Here is an 18,739-nt window from a genome sequence, read left to right as displayed (position 1 = left end):
CGCCGCCAGACGGTGAGGGTTTTCTTTTGGGACCATTTACCTGCACTACTCGCAGTATCGATGACATGGAGTAAGAAATGTCCAGACCCACTATTATCATTAACGACCTTGACGCCGAACGTATTGATCGTCTTCTGGAACAGCCTGCGTATGCGGATCTGCCGATTGCCGACGCGCTCAACGCCGAACTGGATCGCGCGCAAATGTGTTCGCCACAAGAGATGCCGAACGATGTCGTCACCATGAACAGCCGCGTTAAATTCCGCAATTTGAGCGATGGTGAAACACGCGTGCGGACGCTGGTGTATCCCGCCAATATGACGGATAGCAGTACCCAGCTTTCGGTAATGGCGCCCGTCGGCGCGGCGTTGCTGGGACTGCGCGTCGGCGACACCATTCACTGGGAACTGCCGGGCGGCGCCTCCACCCATCTCGAAGTGCTGGAACTCGAATATCAGCCTGAAGCCGCGGGCGACTTCCTGCGTTAAACCATCTGCATAAGCGTTAATGCGTTTACACAGAGGATGCCTGCGCATCCTCTTTCCGTTAGCCCTTTCATTGCTGCCTGTTTCAGACAACGCCGCCTGGCATCGGGTTGATTACTCCCGTCGCCTGTTTCTGCGCCGCTTGTGCCGACGTCGCTCCCGGCACCAGGATAACCTTCCGGCACTCTTCTTCGCGTTTTTCGAAAATTTCGTAGCCGCGCGCCGCCTCTTCAAACGGCATATAGTGCGTGACAATCTCCTCCGGCTTCAGCAACCCTTTTTCAATAAGCGGTAATAATTCCCCCAGCCACGCGTGAACATGGGTTTGACCCATTTTAAAAGTTAGCCCCTTATCAAAGGCGTCGCCGAATAAAAAGCCGTGAATAAAACCGGCATACACGCCGGGCACGCTGACCACGCCGCCGCGTCTGACCGCCGCGATACATTGTCGCAGCGCTTTGCCGCTGCTGCCTTCCAGTTTAAGGTTCGTCAGCACCGTCTCCGTCATGCTGCCTTTCGCTTCAAAGCCTACGGCATCAATTACCGCGTCCACGCCGCGGTGGCCTGCCGTCTGCTCGATGATTTTTTCCGCCGGATCGTTCTCATCATCGAAGTTGATCGGTATCGCGCCATAACGTTCTTCGGCGAAACGCAAGCGCCAGGCGTGGTGATCAACGACGAAGATCTGCTCCGCGCCCAGCAGTCGCGCACAGGCGATAGTCAGTAATCCTACCGGCCCTGCGCCAAAAACCGCCACGCTGGAACCTTGCTGAATCTGAGCATTTTTTACCGCCTGCCAGGCGGTAGGCAAAATATCAGAAAGAAACAGCGCTTTATCGTCAGATAACAGCGGCGGCACCTTAAATGGACCGACATTACCTTTTGGCACGCGAACATATTCGGCCTGTCCGCCGGGAACGCCGCCATACAGATGGCTATACCCAAACAGCGCCGCCGGCGGCGGGATCTGTTTTTTATTCATCGCCGCGCCGTGTCCGTCGTTAGTGTTTTCACACGCTGAATATTGCTGTAGCCGACAGAAAAAGCAGTCGCCACAGGCAATGACAAACGGGATAACGACCCGATCCCCTTTCCGAATATTCTTCACATCATGTCCGGTTTCCACCACCTCGCCCATAAATTCATGGCCGAAAATATCACCATGTTTTACCTGTGGGATCTTGCCGCGATAGAGATGCAAATCGGATCCGCAAATCGCGGTGGCGGTAACACGCAAAATGATATCGTCAGGCTGCTCAATGCCGGGATCGGGTACGTTTTCAACCTTTACGTGATGTGGACCGTGATACGTCAATGCTTTCATGCAGCCTCCGGGGTAACGGTGAATGTTGCGTTCGACTATAAAAGGGTAGCTATCCCGGAGAGACTGCCGGAAAAACAGGCGGCTTTAGGATTTTTCCTGGAAAATACACGACTTTTTTAACGTCAGGTTGTCGCAATATTTAAAATTGCCAGACAAATAGCAGAAAGAAACATTATTATATGCTTGAATAAATTCAGTATTGATTAACAGGGAGTAACGGGTATGTATAAGACAATCATTATGCCGGTTGATGTTTTTGAAATGGAACTTAGCGATAAAGCCATTCGCCACGCTGAGTTTCTGGCGCAACAGGATGGCGTCATTCATCTGTTGCATGTACTGCCTGGGTCCGCGAGCATGAGTCTGCACCGCTTTGCCGCCGACGTGCGTCGCTTTGAAGAACATTTACAGCATGAGGCGGAAACGCGTCTGCAAACGATGGTGGGACACTTCAGTATCGATCCTTCACGAATTAAAACGCATGTCCGCTTTGGTAGCGTGCGCGATGTCGTCAATGAGATGGGCGAAGAACTGGATGCGGATGTCGTGGTAATCGGTTCGCGTAATCCGTCTATCACGACACACCTGTTGGGGTCTAACGCCTCAAGCGTGGTGCGCCATGCGACGCTGCCAGTATTGGTTGTGCGTTAACCCTGGTGGCTAAAAACTGACACGCCCTGCCAGGTCACGCCTGGCAGGGCTTTTTACTGCATCATCGTTAATACAAATGCCCGATATTCACAATAGTACTCACCGTGTCGCCAAAAAAGACCAGCCGGCTCAGAAATACGCCGACGAATAACAAGACGAACAGGAGTTTCGAGCGCGAATCACCGTGACGGCTGGCGACAAAAGCGAGCGCAAGGCAGACCAGGCTTGCCAGATAAAACGGGGAAGCCAGCCATGAACGCGCCGTCATCTGCATTACCGTTCCCCCGCTTAACCACACCAGCGGCGCCGCGATAAGTACCGCGATACACACCACAATTCCCTGGCGTAACGCAGGAACGGCAGACCTGAGTTTTAACAGCGGAATCGCCGCGCAACCCATGACCCATACCGTAATAAAAAATAACAGCATGGTAAATCCATTAGCGATAGCTACCATCGCTGGCGCGGCGTAGGTCATCCCCTGCACCGCCACCAGTAACACGCCGAACACGGAGGCGATAAGAGCCATCGCTTTATGTCCCTTTGCCAGGAACGTTACGCCGACCGCTGCGCCAAACAACGTGGCGCCAAGGATTTCCCGACTTAACCAGGCATGTCGCAGGTTAATCAGCGCATTATAAGCGCGATCGGGATGCGCCAGATGCAGAATCGCGGCAATAGACGCCAATGCCAGCACCAGCCCGGTGGCCAACCAATAGAAACGCTGGCCTTCCACTTCACTACGCAGCGTACGCCATGTCAGTACCAAAGCCATCCCGACAGACATCTGGCTTAATACCGTAAAAAACACCAGCGGCAATTCATATTTTTCCATTACTTGTCCTCCGGCTGCTTAGGCTGGCGCGCCAGAATAAAGCGCGTTCCTGGATTAAGCTGTGGCATATGCGGGAACCCTGGCGGATACTGCACCGCATTATCGGGCACAGGATCGGCATCCAAATCAATAATCGACAAGGCGCCCACCGGGCAGGCGTTTACGCACGCCGGATTCATACCGATATCAAGACGCTCGTAGCACATACTGCATTTTTCCGCTTTACGCGTCTCTTCATTAAAACGCGGCGCGCCATAAGGACAGTTACGAATACAGTTTTTGCAGCCAATGCAGCGCTCAGGGTTATGCACCACCACGCCATCTTCACGTTTGGTATAGGCTTCGACCGGACAGGCGGCGACGCAGGCCGGATGTTCGCAGTGGTTACAGGCCAGCGAGTAAAACGCCCGCTCTTCATGTGGATAGATGTCTTTATCCAACGGATAAACGTAGCGCCAGAAGCGATCCGGCTCCAGTTGGTTAAAGCTTTTACACGCCATAGCACAGCCGCGGCAGCCGATGCACTTATCGCTATTCACTAAAAACGCACGTCTCATGCTACGGATTCCCCTTTACCGATCAATACAACGTCAGCAAACTGACTGTGGATAGCGGCGCCCGGCGCGCCAGTTTTCATCAGCCCCATATCAGCAGGCGTATCGGCCACGACGTTTTGCACGTTGTACTGCCGTTTCGGGAACCACGCTTCATACATCACCAGAAAATCTTCCGGCACGTTGGTGGTGACTTTTGCCCGCAGCTCAACTTCACCGGTGCCATTGAAAACTTTGACCAGATCGTTCTCGCTGATGCCTTTTTTCTGTGCGGAAGAAGGATGGATATAAACGAACGGTTCCGGGTAGAACACCTGCATCCAGTCCAGGTTGATAAACTGCGAGTGCAGGCCAAACTGCACGTGCGGCGTAAACAGATGGAAAGGCAGTTTGCTCTCGGCTTCCGGTTTGTATTCCGGCAGCGCGGTGTGGCCGTTTTTCTCCGCCAGTTCAGATTTAAATTCATACTTGCCTGACGGCGTTTTGAACTTGCGATCGTACCAGGCGGCTGAACTTGGCAGAATCGCTTTTTTCGGCCCGTCCAGCAGATCGTCCCAGGAAGAGATGCCGAACATTTTCGCCATACCGTCGTTGAACTCCTGATCCAGCCAGCGCTTGTGATCGAACTCTTGCGGGAAGGTACAGGAACCCGGCGCCATCTTATTAATGGTGCGCGACAGCATGGTAGCGATTTCGAGATCGCATTTTGCTTCATACATCGGCTTAATCGCCGGCTGATTAATGGAAAGCCAGTAGTGCCAGTAAGAAGCATCCACGTTCCATTCTTCAAACGCGGTGGTAACGGGCAGCACGATATCAGCGTGTTGCACCGTTTCGTTGAAGAACTGATCGGCGCAGACCACCATTTCCAGTTTTTCAAACGCTTTTTTCATCTTGCTGCGATCGAAATCCTGGGCAAACGGGTTTTTACAGGCGACCCACAGCATACGAACCGGCGGATCGTTGGCCTCCAGAATCCCCTGCGCCGTTTGGTTGATATTCAGAGAGCGATCGGAGTACTGCACGGCGTCGCTGCCAGCGGCAGCCCCGAATTCACTGGTGGTGCCCGCCGCTCCCGGTATGCCAATAGCGCCCACCGGCGGCTTCTGCAGCATGGCGTTATAGTTAAAGCCCCAGGTATGCAGATGGCCATAACGCGCGCCGCCGCCTTCGACACCGATGTTGCCGGACATAGCGACAAAGGCATCGATAGCGCGAACGTTGGCGCCGCCGTTGACATGACGCTGCATCCCGTAACCAATCCAGACCGTGGCCGGCTTAACCGCCGTAAACTCTTCCGCCAGCTGGCGAATGACATCCGCAGACAGGCCGCAGATTTCTGCCGCCCATTCCACGGTGACGTTATTGCGCAGATAGGCTTCAAATTCCGGATAGCCGTGAGCATCGTTGTTGACAAAATTCTGATCCACCAGGCCTTTATCCACCAGATGACGCGCCATTCCCAGCGCCAGCGCGCCGTCTGAGCCAGGCCGCACGCGCAGGTAGAGATCGGCTTTGGCGGCAGTCTGCGACAGCAGCGGGTCGATAACGACGACCTTCGCCCCTTTCTCGCGCGCCTGATAGATGTACTTCATGCTGTGCATTGAGCACCAGGCCGGGTTGGCGCCCCAGATAATGATGTATTTCGCTTTCACCATATCTTCCGGGTCGTTACACCACATGTCGCCCATGTCGTAGTTTTGCGCGTCGATACCGGCAGGCCAGCACGGCGTACCGGCAAAACGGGTGGTATAGCCAAGCGAGGACATCATCCCTTCAACGGCATAGTTCAGCACGCCAAACTTACCGGAATATTTGGTCAGCGCCAGACCGAGCATAGAACCGTCTTTTTTCTTAATCTCCAGCATTTTGGCGGCAATGCGCTGCATCGCCTCTTCCCATGAGATGCGACGCCAGTTGCCGCTACCGCGAACGTCCTGCGCCATGGGATATTTAATACGATCGGGGCTATAAACCCGGCGCGGATAGCTTAACCCTTTGACGCAAGGGGTACCGTGAGTAAATGTTGATTCCGGCGCGCCTTCCACGAAAGTAATGACCCCGTCCTTTACCCACGTCTTGAGGCTACAGGTGTCATAGCAGTTACGCGGACACGCGTTACGATAAATTTTGTACGTTTTAGGGTTAAAGGGAACAGGCGGCTGCGCAAGCGCGCATCGGGAGGTCAGTAATCCTCCGGGTAAAGCCGCAACGGCGCCCAGTGCCACTATCCCCTTTAAAAAAGAACGTCTGTTCAGATGTCCCGTCTCATTACTCATATTGATACTCTCGTTTTAATTCATCAAGCCAATAAAATAAGATGTCCGCCACCGTATATAACGTGGTCGTTTGTGCATGAGTTTTTATTTTTTCGATATATAATGGCACCCACTTTGTTAAATAGTTATTGATATATTGAGTGAGAGTAGATCGGTATTGTGACGTTTGCCGGGTATTAGCCAGTAATAGTGTGGTCAATTCCAGTACGCAGGAAATATGATCGTCAGGAATATTGCTCTCCTGATTAACCGATAATCCCAACGCTGCCATAAACTCCCGTATCTCCAGCGTCGCCTTTCCCATCACCAGCGCATCATCTTCCAGATACACTGAAGCGAAAGGCGCAGCCAGCAGCTTGCCAGGACCGACGAATAGCGCATTAAAGTCATACTCCGCCTCCAGCCACGCCCGATCGGTAAGGTTTACCGCAGCAGTGGGATTTAATCTCACGTAGGCAGATTTCAGTGAACGACTATCATGAGAATTAAAAAAATCACGCAATGTAAGCCCTGTTTTTTCTAATTCCGTCAGTGATTCATAGATTGAATCCATGAATAAATAACCTCACATACAAATGCAATATAAATCAAGAAAAAAGAATGAGCATGTTAACGGAAGCGCTTAATCTTTCTTTGATAAAAAAACAGAAAAATTCCAGTTAAATCCGTAGAAGACTTTTTTATTGTTTCAAAGTTTAAAAACAGAAGACCGTTGAAATAAAAAACCGTCTGTTATTAACAGACGGTTTCAGAGTATTGATAATGAAGAACGTGTTTTACCCGGCGGCGTTCCCCAGGCATAAACACCGCAGGCCCGAATAGCTTACACTATCGGGCCGTTTACGATGGCCAGTTAACTGACCTTGCAGGTGTGCTTACTTCTTTTTATGCGATTTTGGTACGAATCAGATAATCAAAGGCGCTCAACGAGGCTTTCGCCCCTTCGCCTGTGGCGATGATAATCTGTTTGTAAGGAACGGTGGTGCAATCGCCTGCGGCGAAGACGCCCTTAACGCTGGTTTCACATTTGGCGTCAATAATGATCTCGCCCATGCGGTTACGCTCAAGCGCGCCTTCCAGCCAGTGGGTATTCGGCAACAGACCAATCTGCACAAAAATCCCTGCCAGCGCGACGCTATGAATATCGCCGCTGACACGGTCACGATACTCCAGCCCCACCACTTTCGAACCGTCGCCCTTCACTTCTGTCGTTTGCGCATTCAAAATGATATCGACATTTTTCAGGCTACGCACTTTGTCCTGTAGCACCTGATCCGCCTTCATCTCCGGCGCAAACTCCAGCAACGTAACGTGTTCTACAATACCTGCCAGATCGATAGCCGCTTCAACGCCGGAGTTGCCGCCGCCGATAACCGCCACACGCTTCCCTTTAAATAACGGACCGTCGCAGTGCGGACAATAGGTGACGCCTTTGGTGCGATACTGATCCTCGCCCGGCACATTCATATTGCGCCATTTCGCGCCGGTGGCGATGATGATACTGCGCGCTTTCAATACTGCGCCGGACGCCGTTTCAATCTGATGCAAGCCGCCTTCTGTTGCGGCCGGAACCAGTTTACTTGCGCTCTGGCTGTCGATAACGTCAACGTCGTAATCGCTGACATGCGCTTTCAGCGCGCCCGCCAGTTTCTGGCCTTCGGTTTTCGGCACCGAGATATAGTTTTCGATATCCACGGTATCCAGCACCTGACCGCCGAAGCGCTCGCCCATCAGACCGGTACGGATGCCTTTGCGCGCCGAGTAGACCGCCGCCGCCGCGCCCGCCGGGCCGGAGCCGACAATCAGTACGTCATACGCATCGCGTTTGTTCAGCGCTTCCGCCGCGCGTTTTTCTGCGCCAGTATCCACTTTAGCGACAATCTCGGTCAGAGTCATACGTCCCTGGCCGAACTCTTTACCGTTAACAAATACCGCCGGAACACCCATCACGTTACGTTCGGTGATTTCGTTCTGGAAGGTGCCGCCATCAATTGCCGTATGTTTAATACGCGGGTTCAGCACCGCCATCAGGTTCAGCGCCTGCACTACGTCCGGGCAGTTATGGCAGGAGAGTGAATAATAAGTTTCGAATTCAAAATCGCCGTCAATATCGCGAATCTGCTCCAGCAGCGACTGCGCTTCTTTTGACGGATGACCGCCGGTCCACAGCAGCGCCAAAACCAGCGAGGTAAATTCGTGGCCCAGCGGAGAACCGGCAAAGCGCGGCCCCTGCTGAGAACCTGGATTCGTAATCAGGAAAGACGGCTTGCGCACCGGCAGAGTATTGTCTTCTTTAAATGTGACTTTGTCGGACAGCTCGGCGATTTCAGCCAGCAGTTCCTTGATTTCCGCCGATTTAGCGCTGTCATCCAGCGTGGCAATCAGCTCAACAGGTTTGGTCAGTTTCTCAAGGTAAGCCCTGAGCTGGGTTTTCATATTTGTGTCGAGCATTCTTCTTCCCTCTCTGAAAACATCATCATGCAAGCCGACTTCGCGGGACTGCATTAATGCAACTTGCGTCATGGTGCTGAAATGAAATGGGCGCGGGTGCGCCCATGACTGAAACAATTTCCAAAGTATTTCACGTCAGAGTAAGGCGGCTAGCCTGAGAATCCCCGGGAGCTTACTGAAGTAAGTGACCGGGGTGAGCAGGCGACGCCAACGCAGCTATGGCGTGAAAGACGACGGAAATTTAGATTTTACCGACCAGGTCTAAAGATGGAGCCAGAGTCGCTTCGCCTTCTTTCCATTTCGCCGGGCATACTTCGCCTGGGTGAGCGGCAACGTACTGTGCTGCTTTAATTTTACGCAGCAGGTCAGACGCGTCACGGCCGATACCTTCAGCGGTAACTTCGATCGCCTGGATGATACCCTGCGGGTCAACAACAAAGGTCGCACGGTCTGCCAGACCTTCATCTTCACGCATGTTGTCGAAGTTACGGGTCAGGGCGCCAGTCGGGTCGCCGATCATCGCATATTTGATTTTTGCGATAGTTTCAGAGCTGCTGTGCCATGCTTTGTGCGTGAAGTGAGTATCGGTTGAGACGGAATAAACGTCTACGCCCAGCTTCTGCAGTTCTTCGTAATGGTCGGCAACGTCACCCAGTTCAGTCGGGCAAACAAAGGTAAAATCGGCCGGGTAGAAGAAGAAGACGCTCCAGCGGCCTTCGGTATCTTTCTCGGTGACTTCAATGAATTCACCGTTTTTGAACGCCTGGTTTTTGAAAGGTTTGATTTTGGTGTTAATTAAGGACATCTATACTTCCTCCGTGTTTTCGTTGAGGAGTAAGTTAACGAAATTTTGCTGATTCGGCTAATGCGTTTCCATTATCAAATCAATAAGCGTTAACTAACAACCCGATTCGGGCGACATTGTGAACACTGCGCCCTGTCAGCCATCTAAAGTAAAAAGGCCGCCTGACAGGCGGCCCCATTACCTGAACTACCCGTAGGTAACTTCAGAGCCAGTACGACTCGTCTTGCAAATTACAGACGTATTGTCTGCAACTCGAAATCCATAGCGTATATGCTGGCTAAGTGTTGCGCTCTACATTACCTTAACAAAGGCTGTAACAGCGAAAAGGATTACATCACCCCAGCATAGAAAGGGCAATCCCGTCACGCCAGCTCTTACCTATGTCTGTGATAGGCATCATCATTAATACTCTTTTCGCTTTGATCTTAAAAGGAAAAAATATGATTAAACGTACACTGCTGCTTGCTATGCTGCCCATTCTCGCCCACGCGGAAGAACTGCCTGCGCCGGTAAAAGCCATTGAAAAACAGGGCATAACAATCCTGAAATCCTTCGAGGCGCCGGGGGGCATGAAGGGCTATCTCGGAAAGTATCAGGATATGGGCGTCACGATTTACCTGACGCCGGACGGTAAACACGCGATTTCCGGCTATATGTATAATGAAAAAGGTGAAAATCTTAGCAACGCCCTGATAGAAAAAGAGATCTATGCGCCGGCCGGACGAGAAATGTGGCAGAAAATGGAAAAAGCGTCATGGATACTCGACGGTAAAAAAGACGCGCCGGTGGTGCTGTATGTCTTCGCCGACCCTTTCTGCCCCTATTGTAAGCAGTTTTGGCAGCAAGCTCGCCCGTGGGTCGAATCCGGCAAGGTACAATTACGTACGTTACTGGTCGGGGTGATTAAACCGGAAAGCCCGGCCACAGCCGCAGCGATTTTAGCCGCGAAAGACCCGGCGAAAACCTGGCATGACTACGAAGCCTCCGCAGGAAAGATGAAGCTGGAGGTTCCGGCGTCCATCCCCCCGGCGCAGATGAAAGTCATTAATCAGAATCAGCAGTTAATGGACGATCTTGGCGCTAACGCGACGCCAGCAATCTATTACATGAATAAAGATAAGATTTTGCAACAGGTTGTGGGTTTACCGGAAAAAGCGCAACTGGACGCCATGATGGGGCAGCCTTAACGCAGAAATTAGCAAGGCAGAAGCTTAACCGTACCCCGCCCGATAGCGCTGCGTTTGTCGGGCCAACCTCCTCCCGGCATTAACGCGACGCCAGACCAGCATGTCATCCGGCACAGCCTTTTTAGACTAACGGCGTGATTATAAAAGTGTACGTTATGTCCGCCTTTACTGTGATTATTTACTCGCTAAAATATTCATAACTGTGGTATTTTAGTTTAAATAAACTCTACATTAAGTTTAATAAACATAACTCTGGTAAATTATTGAGATTAAGTCATAATCATGAAAGATACCATGATTATGCCAGGAAGATACTATGGCTAACCTTTACGACCTTAAAAAATTTGATCTTAACTTGTTGGTTATATTTGAATGTATCTATCAACATTTAAGCATTAGCAAAGCAGCAGAAACACTCTATATTACACCTTCTGCCGTAAGCCAGTCATTGCAACGCCTGCGCACGCAATTCAACGACCCTCTATTTATTCGTTCAGGTAAAGGAATTACGCCTACCGTAACAGGCATTAATTTACATTATCATTTAGAAAATAACCTTAACAGCCTGGAACAAACTATTAATATAATGAATCAGTCCAGCCTGAAGAAAAAGTTTATTATCTACAGCCCACAGCTGTTGATCACCCAATATGTGATGAAATTAGTTAAATATATCCGCAAAGATCCACAGGTTGAAATTGAACATCACGACATTTTGACCACTGACGAACAGCCTGAAGATCTGCTTGCCTACCGCAAAGCAGATGTTGTGGTTTCATCGGCCCCACTGAATAATCGTTCTATTGTTTGTTCTCACTTTAATAGGATGGAATGTATCCTGGTTTGCAGTGAAAACCATCCCCGACTAGGCGACACCGCCACTATCGATGAAATTCTACAAGAGTCATTTACGCAACTCGTCGCCCGGGCAAGCGGTATAAAAGAGTATCATTCACTTATAGATGATGTGCTGGGGGAAAGAATAATTGGTTTCAGAAGCAAATCGCTGATGACCATCGCCAACGCCATCAGCTCCACGGAGCTTATTGGTTTTTTACCAGAATCACTTGTTGACTATTACTCTTCCTCTATCAAACTTAAAAAAGTCACTACACCTTTTACCATTGCTCCCATACAGCTCTATCTTATGTATAATAGAGCTTCGCTGAATAATAGTGGATTTGCTGAACTCATTGAGCACATCACAAAAAAGCATTAATAAGAAGGTCAGATAACAGGTGTTAATATAAATTCAATGTATATATTTATGGGATATATTTATTTTACAAATATAATAAAGCATTGCAAGTTCATCTAATCCGCTTATCCTTTATGTTAATTATTTCGAATATACTGTAGTTAACACATCGGAGACTATCCAGAGATGTCGGTTTATAAAGTTCCACTTGAGCAAAATGTTCTGGAAGCGGCTCAAGAGCGTATAATGTGGACCCTGGAAACCTTACCCCGGGTCTGCGTCTCATTTTCTGGTGGTAAAGATTCAGGACTTATGTTGCACCTGACGGCAACGTTGGCGCGCAAAATGAATAAAAAGATCCATGTTCTCTTCATTGACTGGGAAGCGCAATTCTCCTGTACCATCGCCTATATTGAATCGTTACGTGAATACTACGCGGACGTTATTGAGCGTTTTTATTGGGTCGCATTACCCTTAACCACACAAAATTCCCTTTCACAATACCAGCCGGAGTGGCAGTGTTGGCAGCCGGGTACCGACTGGGTACGACAACCGCCAGAAGATGCGATTACCGATCCGGCCTTTTTTTCCTTTTATCAACAAGGCATGACCTTTGAACAGTTCGTTCGCGATTTTGCCGACTGGTTTTCAGAAAAACGTCCTGCCGCTATGCTGGTCGGTATTCGTTCCGACGAATCCTATAACCGATTTGCCGCTATCGCTAACTCGCATAAGCTGCGCTTTGCCGACGATAAGCCCTGGACCACGTTAGCCCCTAAGGGGCACACCTGGTATATCTATCCCATCTATGACTGGAAAACCGCAGATATCTGGACCTGGTTCGCCAAAACAGGTAAACCCTGTAACCCTTTGTATAATTTGATGTATCAGGCTGGCGTACCACCCCGTTACATGCGTATTTGCGAACCGTTCGGCCCGGAACAACGACAGGGGTTATGGCTGTATCATGTTATCGAACCTGAGCGCTGGGCGGCCATGTGCGCCAGAGTCAGCGGCGCACTCAGCGGGGGAATATACGCCGGACAAGACAGCCATTTTTACGGCCACCGGAAAATTTTAAAACCCGATCACCTTAACTGGGAAGAGTACGCGCTGCTCCTGCTACACAGTATGCCTGAAGTCACTGCCGAACATTACCGTAATAAAATCGCCGTTTATTTGCAGTGGTATAAGAAAAAAGGCATGAACACTATTCCACAGACGCAGCATGGCGATATCGGATCGCGCGATATTCCGTCATGGCGACGGATCTGCAAAGTATTACTGAACAATGATTACTGGTGCCGGGCGCTGTCATTCAGTCCGACAAAACCTAAGAATTACCAGCGTTATAACGAACGTATGAAAGCTAAACGCCAGGAATGGGGGATCTTATGCAACACCGACTCACAACCGAAATAACTCACTTTCTCTCTGAACTGCCTGAAGAGGAGAGGATCGCCGCCATTAATGAATTTAGAATGGCGATACATAGCGTTAGTCCTTTTCGCGATGAGCCTGTCGATTGTGTCCTGTGGGTGAAAAACGATCATATTTCGCCTAATGACTACAACCCGAATAACGTTGCGCCGCCCGAGAAAAAACTGCTGCTTAAATCGATTGAACAAGATGGGTTTACTCAGCCGATCGTGGTGGTAAAGGCCGATGCCGAGGAGTACGAGATTGTGGACGGTTTTCACCGTCATGAGCTGGGCAAAGGAAAAGCGGCCCTGAAAAGGCGTCTGAAAGGCTACCTGCCGATAACGTGTCTGGACAGAGAACGTCACGAACGCATGGCGGCAACCATTCGGCATAACCGCGCGCGCGGGCGTCACCAGATCCACGCCATGTCAGAAATCGTGCGCGAACTTTCTCTGCTAGGCTGGGACGAGAGCAAAATCGGCCAGGAGTTAGGTATGGACGCCGATGAAGTCCTGCGCCTGAAACAGATCAACGGCCTGCAGGAGCTTTTTGCAGACCGTCGATTCTCCAGAGCGTGGACGGTTAAATAACTACAGTTTACACAGGCGCTCTGCGGCGGCCAGCAGCGTTGATTCCTGTTTAGCGAAACATAAACGTATAAGCTGATGCGGGAAAGGGGCGGCGCAAAAGACAGAAAGCGGAATAGCGGCGACACCGACTTCTTCGGTTAGCCACTGACAAAACTCAACGTCATTTAGCGTCGACACTGCGCTGTAATCGATTAACAGAAAATAGGTACCTTCACAGGGCAGCACTTTTAATCGGCTTTGCGCCAGCGCGTTAACCAGCACATCGCGTTTTTTCCGGTAAAAATCGGGTAACGCGCGATAGTGTTCCGGCGCGGCGCGCAGCATATCCGCCAGCGCCAGTTGCGCCGGCGTATTGACGCAAAACGTCAGGTACTGGTGAACTTTGCGTATTTCGGCGCTAATGGCCGCAGGCGCAACGCAGTAACCAATCTTCCATCCCGTCATATGAAAGGTTTTACCAAACGATGAAACGGCAACCGCCCGCTCTCGTAACTGAGGGTGCGCCAATACGCTGGCATGACCTTCGACGGCAAAACAAATATGTTCGTACACTTCATCGCTTAATACATAAATTTCCCGCTCGCCGATAGCCTGCCACAGCGCCTCGATATCCTCCTGACGCCAGACGGTAGCGGTGGGATTATGCGGCGTATTGAGGATCACCAGCCGCGTGCGCTCGCTAAGCAACGCCGAAAACGCCTGCCAGTCGACGCGAAAATGCGGCGGCGTAAGCGCTATGCGTTTTAACACGCCGCCGGAAAGCGCCACGGCCGGGGCATAGCTGTCGTAACTGGGATCGAAACAGATAACCTCATCCCCTGCCCGCACCAGCGCGGTAATCGCCGCATACAGCGCCTCTGTCGCGCCCGCCGTGACGGTGATATCACTGACGTCATCGGGTCGATAACCATATATTTCCGCCGTTTTATCGGCTATGGCCTCCCGCAGCGCCTGCGCGCCCGTCATCGGCGCATATTGATTCGCGCCCTGCGCGACATGATAAGCCAACCGCTCGTGCAAATAACGAGGACCATCAAAATCAGGGAAGCCTTGCGATAAATTTATTGCCTGATGTTTCTGCGCCAGCGCGCTCATTTGCGTAAAAATCGTGGTGCCAAGATTGGGCAATTTGCTTTTTGGAATCAGTGGGTTATTTCTCATTATCTTCATACCCGCCAGTGATGTGGTTATTGACACACTATCACAGGGTGTTAGTATTTGGCAATCAAGACGTTTAGATGTCTAAATATAATAACAGCGGTGAGAAGACCCTAAGGACAACACAACATGAACCACACTGAAATCCGCGTCGTTACCGGCCCGGCGAATTATTTTTCCCATGCCGGAAGCCTCGGAAGACTGACAGACTTTTTCACGCCGGAACAGCTTTCCCACGCCGTTTGGGTGTACGGCGAACGCGCGATTGCCGCCGCCCGGCCTTACCTGCCGGAAGCGTTTGAACGTGCTGGCGCAAAACATCTGCAGTTTACCGGCCATTGTAGCGAACGCCATGTTGCCCAACTGGCGCACGCCTGCAACGACGATCGTCAGGTGGTGATAGGCGTCGGCGGCGGCGCGCTGCTCGATACCGCCAAAGCGCTCGCCCGTCGTCTGGCGCTGCCGTTTGTCGCTATCCCGACCATCGCGGCGACCTGCGCCGCCTGGACACCGCTTTCCGTCTGGTATAACGACGCGGGACAGGCGTTACAGTTCGAAATTTTTGATGATGCCAATTTTCTGGTGCTGGTCGAACCGCGCATTATTCTGCAGGCGCCCGATGACTATCTGTTAGCTGGCATTGGCGATACGCTGGCGAAATGGTATGAAGCCGTTGTGCTTGCGCCGCAGCCTGAAACGTTACCTTTGACCGTAAGACTGGGCATTAACAGCGCGTGCGCTATTCGCGATCTCCTGCTGACCAGCAGCGAACAAGCATTAGCGGATAAACAGCAGCGTCGGCTGACCCAGGCATTTTGCGACGTGGTGGATGCGATTATCGCTGGCGGCGGTATGGTCGGCGGCCTCGGAGAACGCTATACCCGTGTCGCCGCCGCCCATGCGGTACACAACGGTCTGACCGTCCTGCCGCAAACGGAAAAATTCCTGCACGGAACGAAAGTGGCTTATGGCATTCTGGTGCAAAGCGCGCTACTGGGACAAGATGACGTGCTGGCGCAATTGATTACAGCGTACCGGCGATTTCATCTGCCGACCCGGCTTAGCGAACTGGACGTGGATATTCATAACACCGCCGAGATCGATAGGGTCATCGCGCATACCCTGCGCCCGGTCGAATCCATCCACTATTTACCGGTGACGTTAACGCCAGACACCCTGCGTGCGGCGTTTGAAAAAGTTGAATTTTTCAGAATATAGCCTGGTGACGTTGCGTTTATCAGGCCTGGCAACCATCAGCAGCAACGCGCGCCGCCTTTTCCACCATAGCGCGCATCCTGCCGCTCGCGGAAAAATTCTTCATAGGTCATCGGCGTCTGATCCGGATGCGTTATGCGCATATGCTCAACATAGTTGTCGTAGTCTGGCACGCCAATCATCATTTTTGCGGCCTGTCCCAGATATTTTCCGGCTTTCGAAAGCGTATCGAACATTGTTGTCACCTGTCATCCAAATGCCCTCTCCTTATTCTGGAGAGGGCTATTGATGAAAAAAGATTAGTGCGCGCCTTTCGCCTGCGTCACGATCTCATCCACATTTTCCGGCATCGGCTCATACGGCGTTTCATTCGCCGTCGGTTTGTCAATCTTCAGAGCGGCCAGCGCCGTCTTAATAGAGAAGACCGCCAGCACCACGACCACCACCATAAAGAAGATGGTTAGCCCGGCATCCAGACGGTTATTGAATACCAACTGCGCGAGCTGCGATTCGGTGTACTGCGGCGGAATATTGCCGCTGTCGATCATCGCCTGGAACTTATTGGCAATGGCCAGGAAGCCGATTTTCGCATCCGGACTAAACGCTTTCTGCCAGCCCGCCGTCAGCGTACAAATCAGCAGCCAGGCCGTTGGCACCAGCGCGACCCACGCATAACGCTGACGCTTCATTTTGAACAGTACCACGGCGCAAAGCATCAGCGCCATCCCCGCCAGCATCTGGTTGGCGATGCCAAACAGCGGCCACAGGGTGTTAATACCGCCCAACGGATCGACCACGCCCTGATGGAGGAAATACCCCCACGCCAGCACGCACAATGCCGTAGCAAGCAGGTTCGCTGGCAGCGAATCGGTACGTTTCAGCCCTGGCGACACTACGCCCAACAAATCCTGCAACATAAAGCGCGCCGCACGGGTACCCGCATCCACCGCCGTCAGAATAAACAGCGCTTCAAACAGAATGGCGAAGTGATACCAGAAGGCTACATCCATCATGCCGCCCAACGCGCCATGTAAAATGTAGGCCATCCCTACCGCCAGCGTTGGCGCACCGCCTGCGCGGGAGATAATGGATTGTTCGCCGACTTCATTGGCAATCTGGTGTAACGTATCCGGCGTGATAGCGAAACCCCAACTACTGACCACCTGCGCGGCAGAAGCCACGACATCCGCTGTCCCCGCTGGCGCCAGTACCGCCATCGGGCTATTCATCGCAAAGTAAACGCCCGGATCGATAATACAGGCGGAGACCAGCGCCATAATGGCGACGAAAGATTCCATTAACATCCCGCCGTAGCCGATAAAGCAGGCCTGGCCTTCGTTGGCCAACATCTTCGGCGTCGTGCCGGAGGAGATGAGCGCATGGAAACCGGAGACCGCGCCGCAGGCGATGGTAATAAACAGGAACGGGAACAGGTCGCCCGTCCAGACCGGTCCGGTACCATCAACAAATTTGGTCAGCGCCGGCATAGTCAGCGTCGGACGCATAATCAGAATCCCGACCGCCAGACCGACAATCGTACCAATTTTCAGGAAGGTAGAGAGGTAATCACGCGGCGCGAGCAGCAGCCAGACCGGCAGTACCGCCGCGACAAAACCATACCCCACCAGCATCCAGGTAAGCTGCACGCCAGTAAAATCAAAGTACGGCGCCCAGGTTGGGCTTGCCGCCACCCATCCGCCGGAAATAATAGCGAAAATAAGAAATACCAGCCCAATGACCGACACCTCGCCGATGCGCCCCGGACGCAGATAACGCAGGTAGATGCCCATAAAAATCGCCAGTGGAATAGTGAACGCGACAGTGTACGTTCCCCACGGGCTATGGGTCAGCGCTTTCACCACGATCATCGCCAGGACGGCCAGAATGATCACCATGATCATAAAGCAGGCTACCAGCGCGATCACCCCTGCCGTCGCGCCCATCTCCTCTTTAACCAGCTCGCCAAGCGAACGCCCATCGCGCCGGGTCGAGACGAACAGCACCATAAAGTCCTGCACCGCTCCCGCCAGCACGACGCCCGCCAGCAGCCAGATCATCCCCGGCAGATAGCCCATCTGCGCCGCCAGTACCGGCCCGACCAGCGGACCTGCGCCAGCAATGGCCGCAAAATGGTGACCGAACAGCACTTTTTTATCGGTCGGGACATAATCCAGACCATCATTATGACGTACCGCGGGCGTCATACGCGTTGGGTCAACCGCCAGCACTTTTTTGGCGATATAGAGCCCATAAAAACGATACGCAATAAGATAGACACAGACCGACGCCACCACGATCCATAGCGCGTTGATCTGTTCCCCACGATTTAACGCAATATAGCCCAGGGCAAACGCACCCAATACTGAGAGCGCTGTCCAGACGAGGTATTTCCCTGATTTATTCATAGTTGTTGTCCGTTTGGGTGTTCCAGAGAGATGTTACATTTTGTTTCTATAACACCTTTACCGTAATTAACAACACAACAACATGATAAAACCGGATCGTTACCCATTTTTTACATTACAGTGTTAACCAGATCACTTCCTTTCTTCGTTGACGCTGCAATTGCATTTTACTTTGCCAGA

At 51.8% G+C, this 18,739-nt stretch carries 17 protein-coding genes; 7 read left to right on the top strand and 10 right to left on the bottom strand.

The window, feature by feature from the left end; all coding sequences use genetic code 11:
• The first annotated feature begins 77 nt into the window (after window positions 1-77).
• A complete protein-coding gene (rnk, locus tag ABVN36_RS14990) occupies window positions 78-488 on the top strand; it encodes a nucleoside diphosphate kinase regulator (RefSeq protein ID WP_000089748.1) in 411 nt (136 codons plus the stop codon).
• Window positions 489-570: 82 nt separating this feature from the next.
• Here the strand turns inward: rnk and ABVN36_RS14985 are convergent, their stop codons facing one another.
• Complete coding sequence (locus tag ABVN36_RS14985) at window positions 571-1,809, bottom strand: zinc-dependent alcohol dehydrogenase (protein ID WP_023137875.1); 1,239 nt, start codon at window positions 1,807-1,809, stop codon at window positions 571-573.
• A 222-nt stretch (window positions 1,810-2,031) separates the two neighbouring features.
• On the opposite strand from ABVN36_RS14985, the gene uspG reads away from it, so the two are divergent.
• Window positions 2,032-2,460, top strand: coding sequence for a universal stress protein UspG (uspG, locus tag ABVN36_RS14980; protein WP_000278499.1), 429 nt, complete (start codon window positions 2,032-2,034; stop codon window positions 2,458-2,460).
• A gap of 67 nt (window positions 2,461-2,527) precedes the next feature.
• Here the strand turns inward: uspG and ABVN36_RS14975 are convergent, their stop codons facing one another.
• From ABVN36_RS14975 to ahpC, 6 genes are all read right to left on the bottom strand, one after another.
• Complete coding sequence (locus tag ABVN36_RS14975) at window positions 2,528-3,295, bottom strand: dimethyl sulfoxide reductase anchor subunit family protein (protein ID WP_023137876.1); 768 nt, start codon at window positions 3,293-3,295, stop codon at window positions 2,528-2,530.
• Window positions 3,295-3,852 (bottom strand): 4Fe-4S dicluster domain-containing protein, encoded by a 558-nt coding sequence (locus ABVN36_RS14970; protein WP_001250381.1) that lies wholly within the window; start codon window positions 3,850-3,852, stop codon window positions 3,295-3,297. Before ABVN36_RS14970 ends, ABVN36_RS14975 begins: the two co-directional genes overlap by 1 nt.
• Window positions 3,849-6,128, bottom strand: coding sequence for a molybdopterin-dependent oxidoreductase (locus ABVN36_RS14965; RefSeq protein WP_023137877.1), 2,280 nt, complete (start codon window positions 6,126-6,128; stop codon window positions 3,849-3,851). Before ABVN36_RS14965 ends, ABVN36_RS14970 begins: the two co-directional genes overlap by 4 nt.
• Window positions 6,121-6,681 carry a molecular chaperone gene (locus tag ABVN36_RS14960; protein WP_000377440.1) on the bottom strand — a complete coding sequence of 187 codons (561 nt, stop codon included), beginning with the start codon at window positions 6,679-6,681 and terminating at the stop codon, window positions 6,121-6,123. The genes ABVN36_RS14965 and ABVN36_RS14960 overlap by 8 nt, the downstream gene beginning before the upstream one ends.
• 332 nt (window positions 6,682-7,013) lie before the next feature.
• Window positions 7,014-8,579: an alkyl hydroperoxide reductase subunit F gene (gene ahpF, locus ABVN36_RS14955; protein WP_000887644.1), complete on the bottom strand. Its 1,566-nt coding sequence runs from the start codon at window positions 8,577-8,579 to the stop codon at window positions 7,014-7,016.
• 241 nt (window positions 8,580-8,820) lie between these two features.
• A complete protein-coding gene (gene ahpC, locus ABVN36_RS14950; RefSeq protein WP_000052802.1) occupies window positions 8,821-9,384 on the bottom strand; it encodes an alkyl hydroperoxide reductase subunit C in 564 nt (187 codons plus the stop codon).
• A gap of 440 nt (window positions 9,385-9,824) precedes the next feature.
• Here ahpC and dsbG point away from each other — a divergent pair, with 440 nt between their 5' ends.
• The 4 genes from dsbG (at window position 9,825) to ABVN36_RS14930 (ending at window position 13,781) form a co-directional block, all read left to right on the top strand.
• On the top strand, window positions 9,825-10,571 hold the full coding sequence (gene dsbG / locus ABVN36_RS14945; RefSeq protein WP_000597122.1) for a thiol:disulfide interchange protein DsbG: 747 nt from the start codon (window positions 9,825-9,827) through the stop codon (window positions 10,569-10,571).
• 316 nt (window positions 10,572-10,887) lie between these two features.
• A complete protein-coding gene (locus ABVN36_RS14940) occupies window positions 10,888-11,790 on the top strand; it encodes a LysR family transcriptional regulator (protein WP_000002501.1) in 903 nt (300 codons plus the stop codon).
• A gap of 165 nt (window positions 11,791-11,955) precedes the next feature.
• Window positions 11,956-13,191 (top strand): phosphoadenosine phosphosulfate reductase, encoded by a 1,236-nt coding sequence (locus ABVN36_RS14935; protein ID WP_000118142.1) that lies wholly within the window; start codon window positions 11,956-11,958, stop codon window positions 13,189-13,191.
• A complete protein-coding gene (locus ABVN36_RS14930) occupies window positions 13,164-13,781 on the top strand; it encodes a ParB/RepB/Spo0J family partition protein (RefSeq protein ID WP_001164755.1) in 618 nt (205 codons plus the stop codon). Before ABVN36_RS14935 ends, ABVN36_RS14930 begins: the two co-directional genes overlap by 28 nt.
• On the opposite strand, the gene ABVN36_RS14925 is transcribed toward ABVN36_RS14930, so the two are convergent.
• Window positions 13,782-14,942 (bottom strand): pyridoxal phosphate-dependent aminotransferase, encoded by a 1,161-nt coding sequence (locus tag ABVN36_RS14925; protein ID WP_001245599.1) that lies wholly within the window; start codon window positions 14,940-14,942, stop codon window positions 13,782-13,784.
• Between the two features lie 126 nt (window positions 14,943-15,068).
• Here ABVN36_RS14925 and ABVN36_RS14920 point away from each other — a divergent pair, with 126 nt between their 5' ends.
• Window positions 15,069-16,157, top strand: a complete 1,089-nt coding sequence (locus ABVN36_RS14920) for an oxidoreductase (RefSeq protein ID WP_023137878.1) — start codon at window positions 15,069-15,071, stop codon at window positions 16,155-16,157.
• A 35-nt stretch (window positions 16,158-16,192) separates the two neighbouring features.
• On the opposite strand, the gene ABVN36_RS14915 is transcribed toward ABVN36_RS14920, so the two are convergent.
• Entirely contained in the window at window positions 16,193-16,390 is a 198-nt protein-coding gene (locus tag ABVN36_RS14915) for a YbdD/YjiX family protein (RefSeq protein ID WP_000460619.1), read from the bottom strand.
• 63 nt (window positions 16,391-16,453) lie between these two features.
• Window positions 16,454-18,559, bottom strand: a complete 2,106-nt coding sequence (cstA, locus tag ABVN36_RS14910) for a pyruvate/proton symporter CstA (protein WP_001043108.1) — start codon at window positions 18,557-18,559, stop codon at window positions 16,454-16,456.
• Window positions 18,560-18,739 lie beyond the last annotated feature (180 nt).

The sequence above is a fragment of the Salmonella sp. SJTUF15581 genome (genome assembly GCF_043356775.1).
In the GTDB taxonomy this organism is placed as follows: Bacteria; Pseudomonadota; Gammaproteobacteria; order Enterobacterales; family Enterobacteriaceae; genus Salmonella; species Salmonella enterica.
The sequence above is the reverse complement of the archived record's forward strand: the minus strand, read 5'-3'. Positions and strand labels throughout refer to the sequence as shown.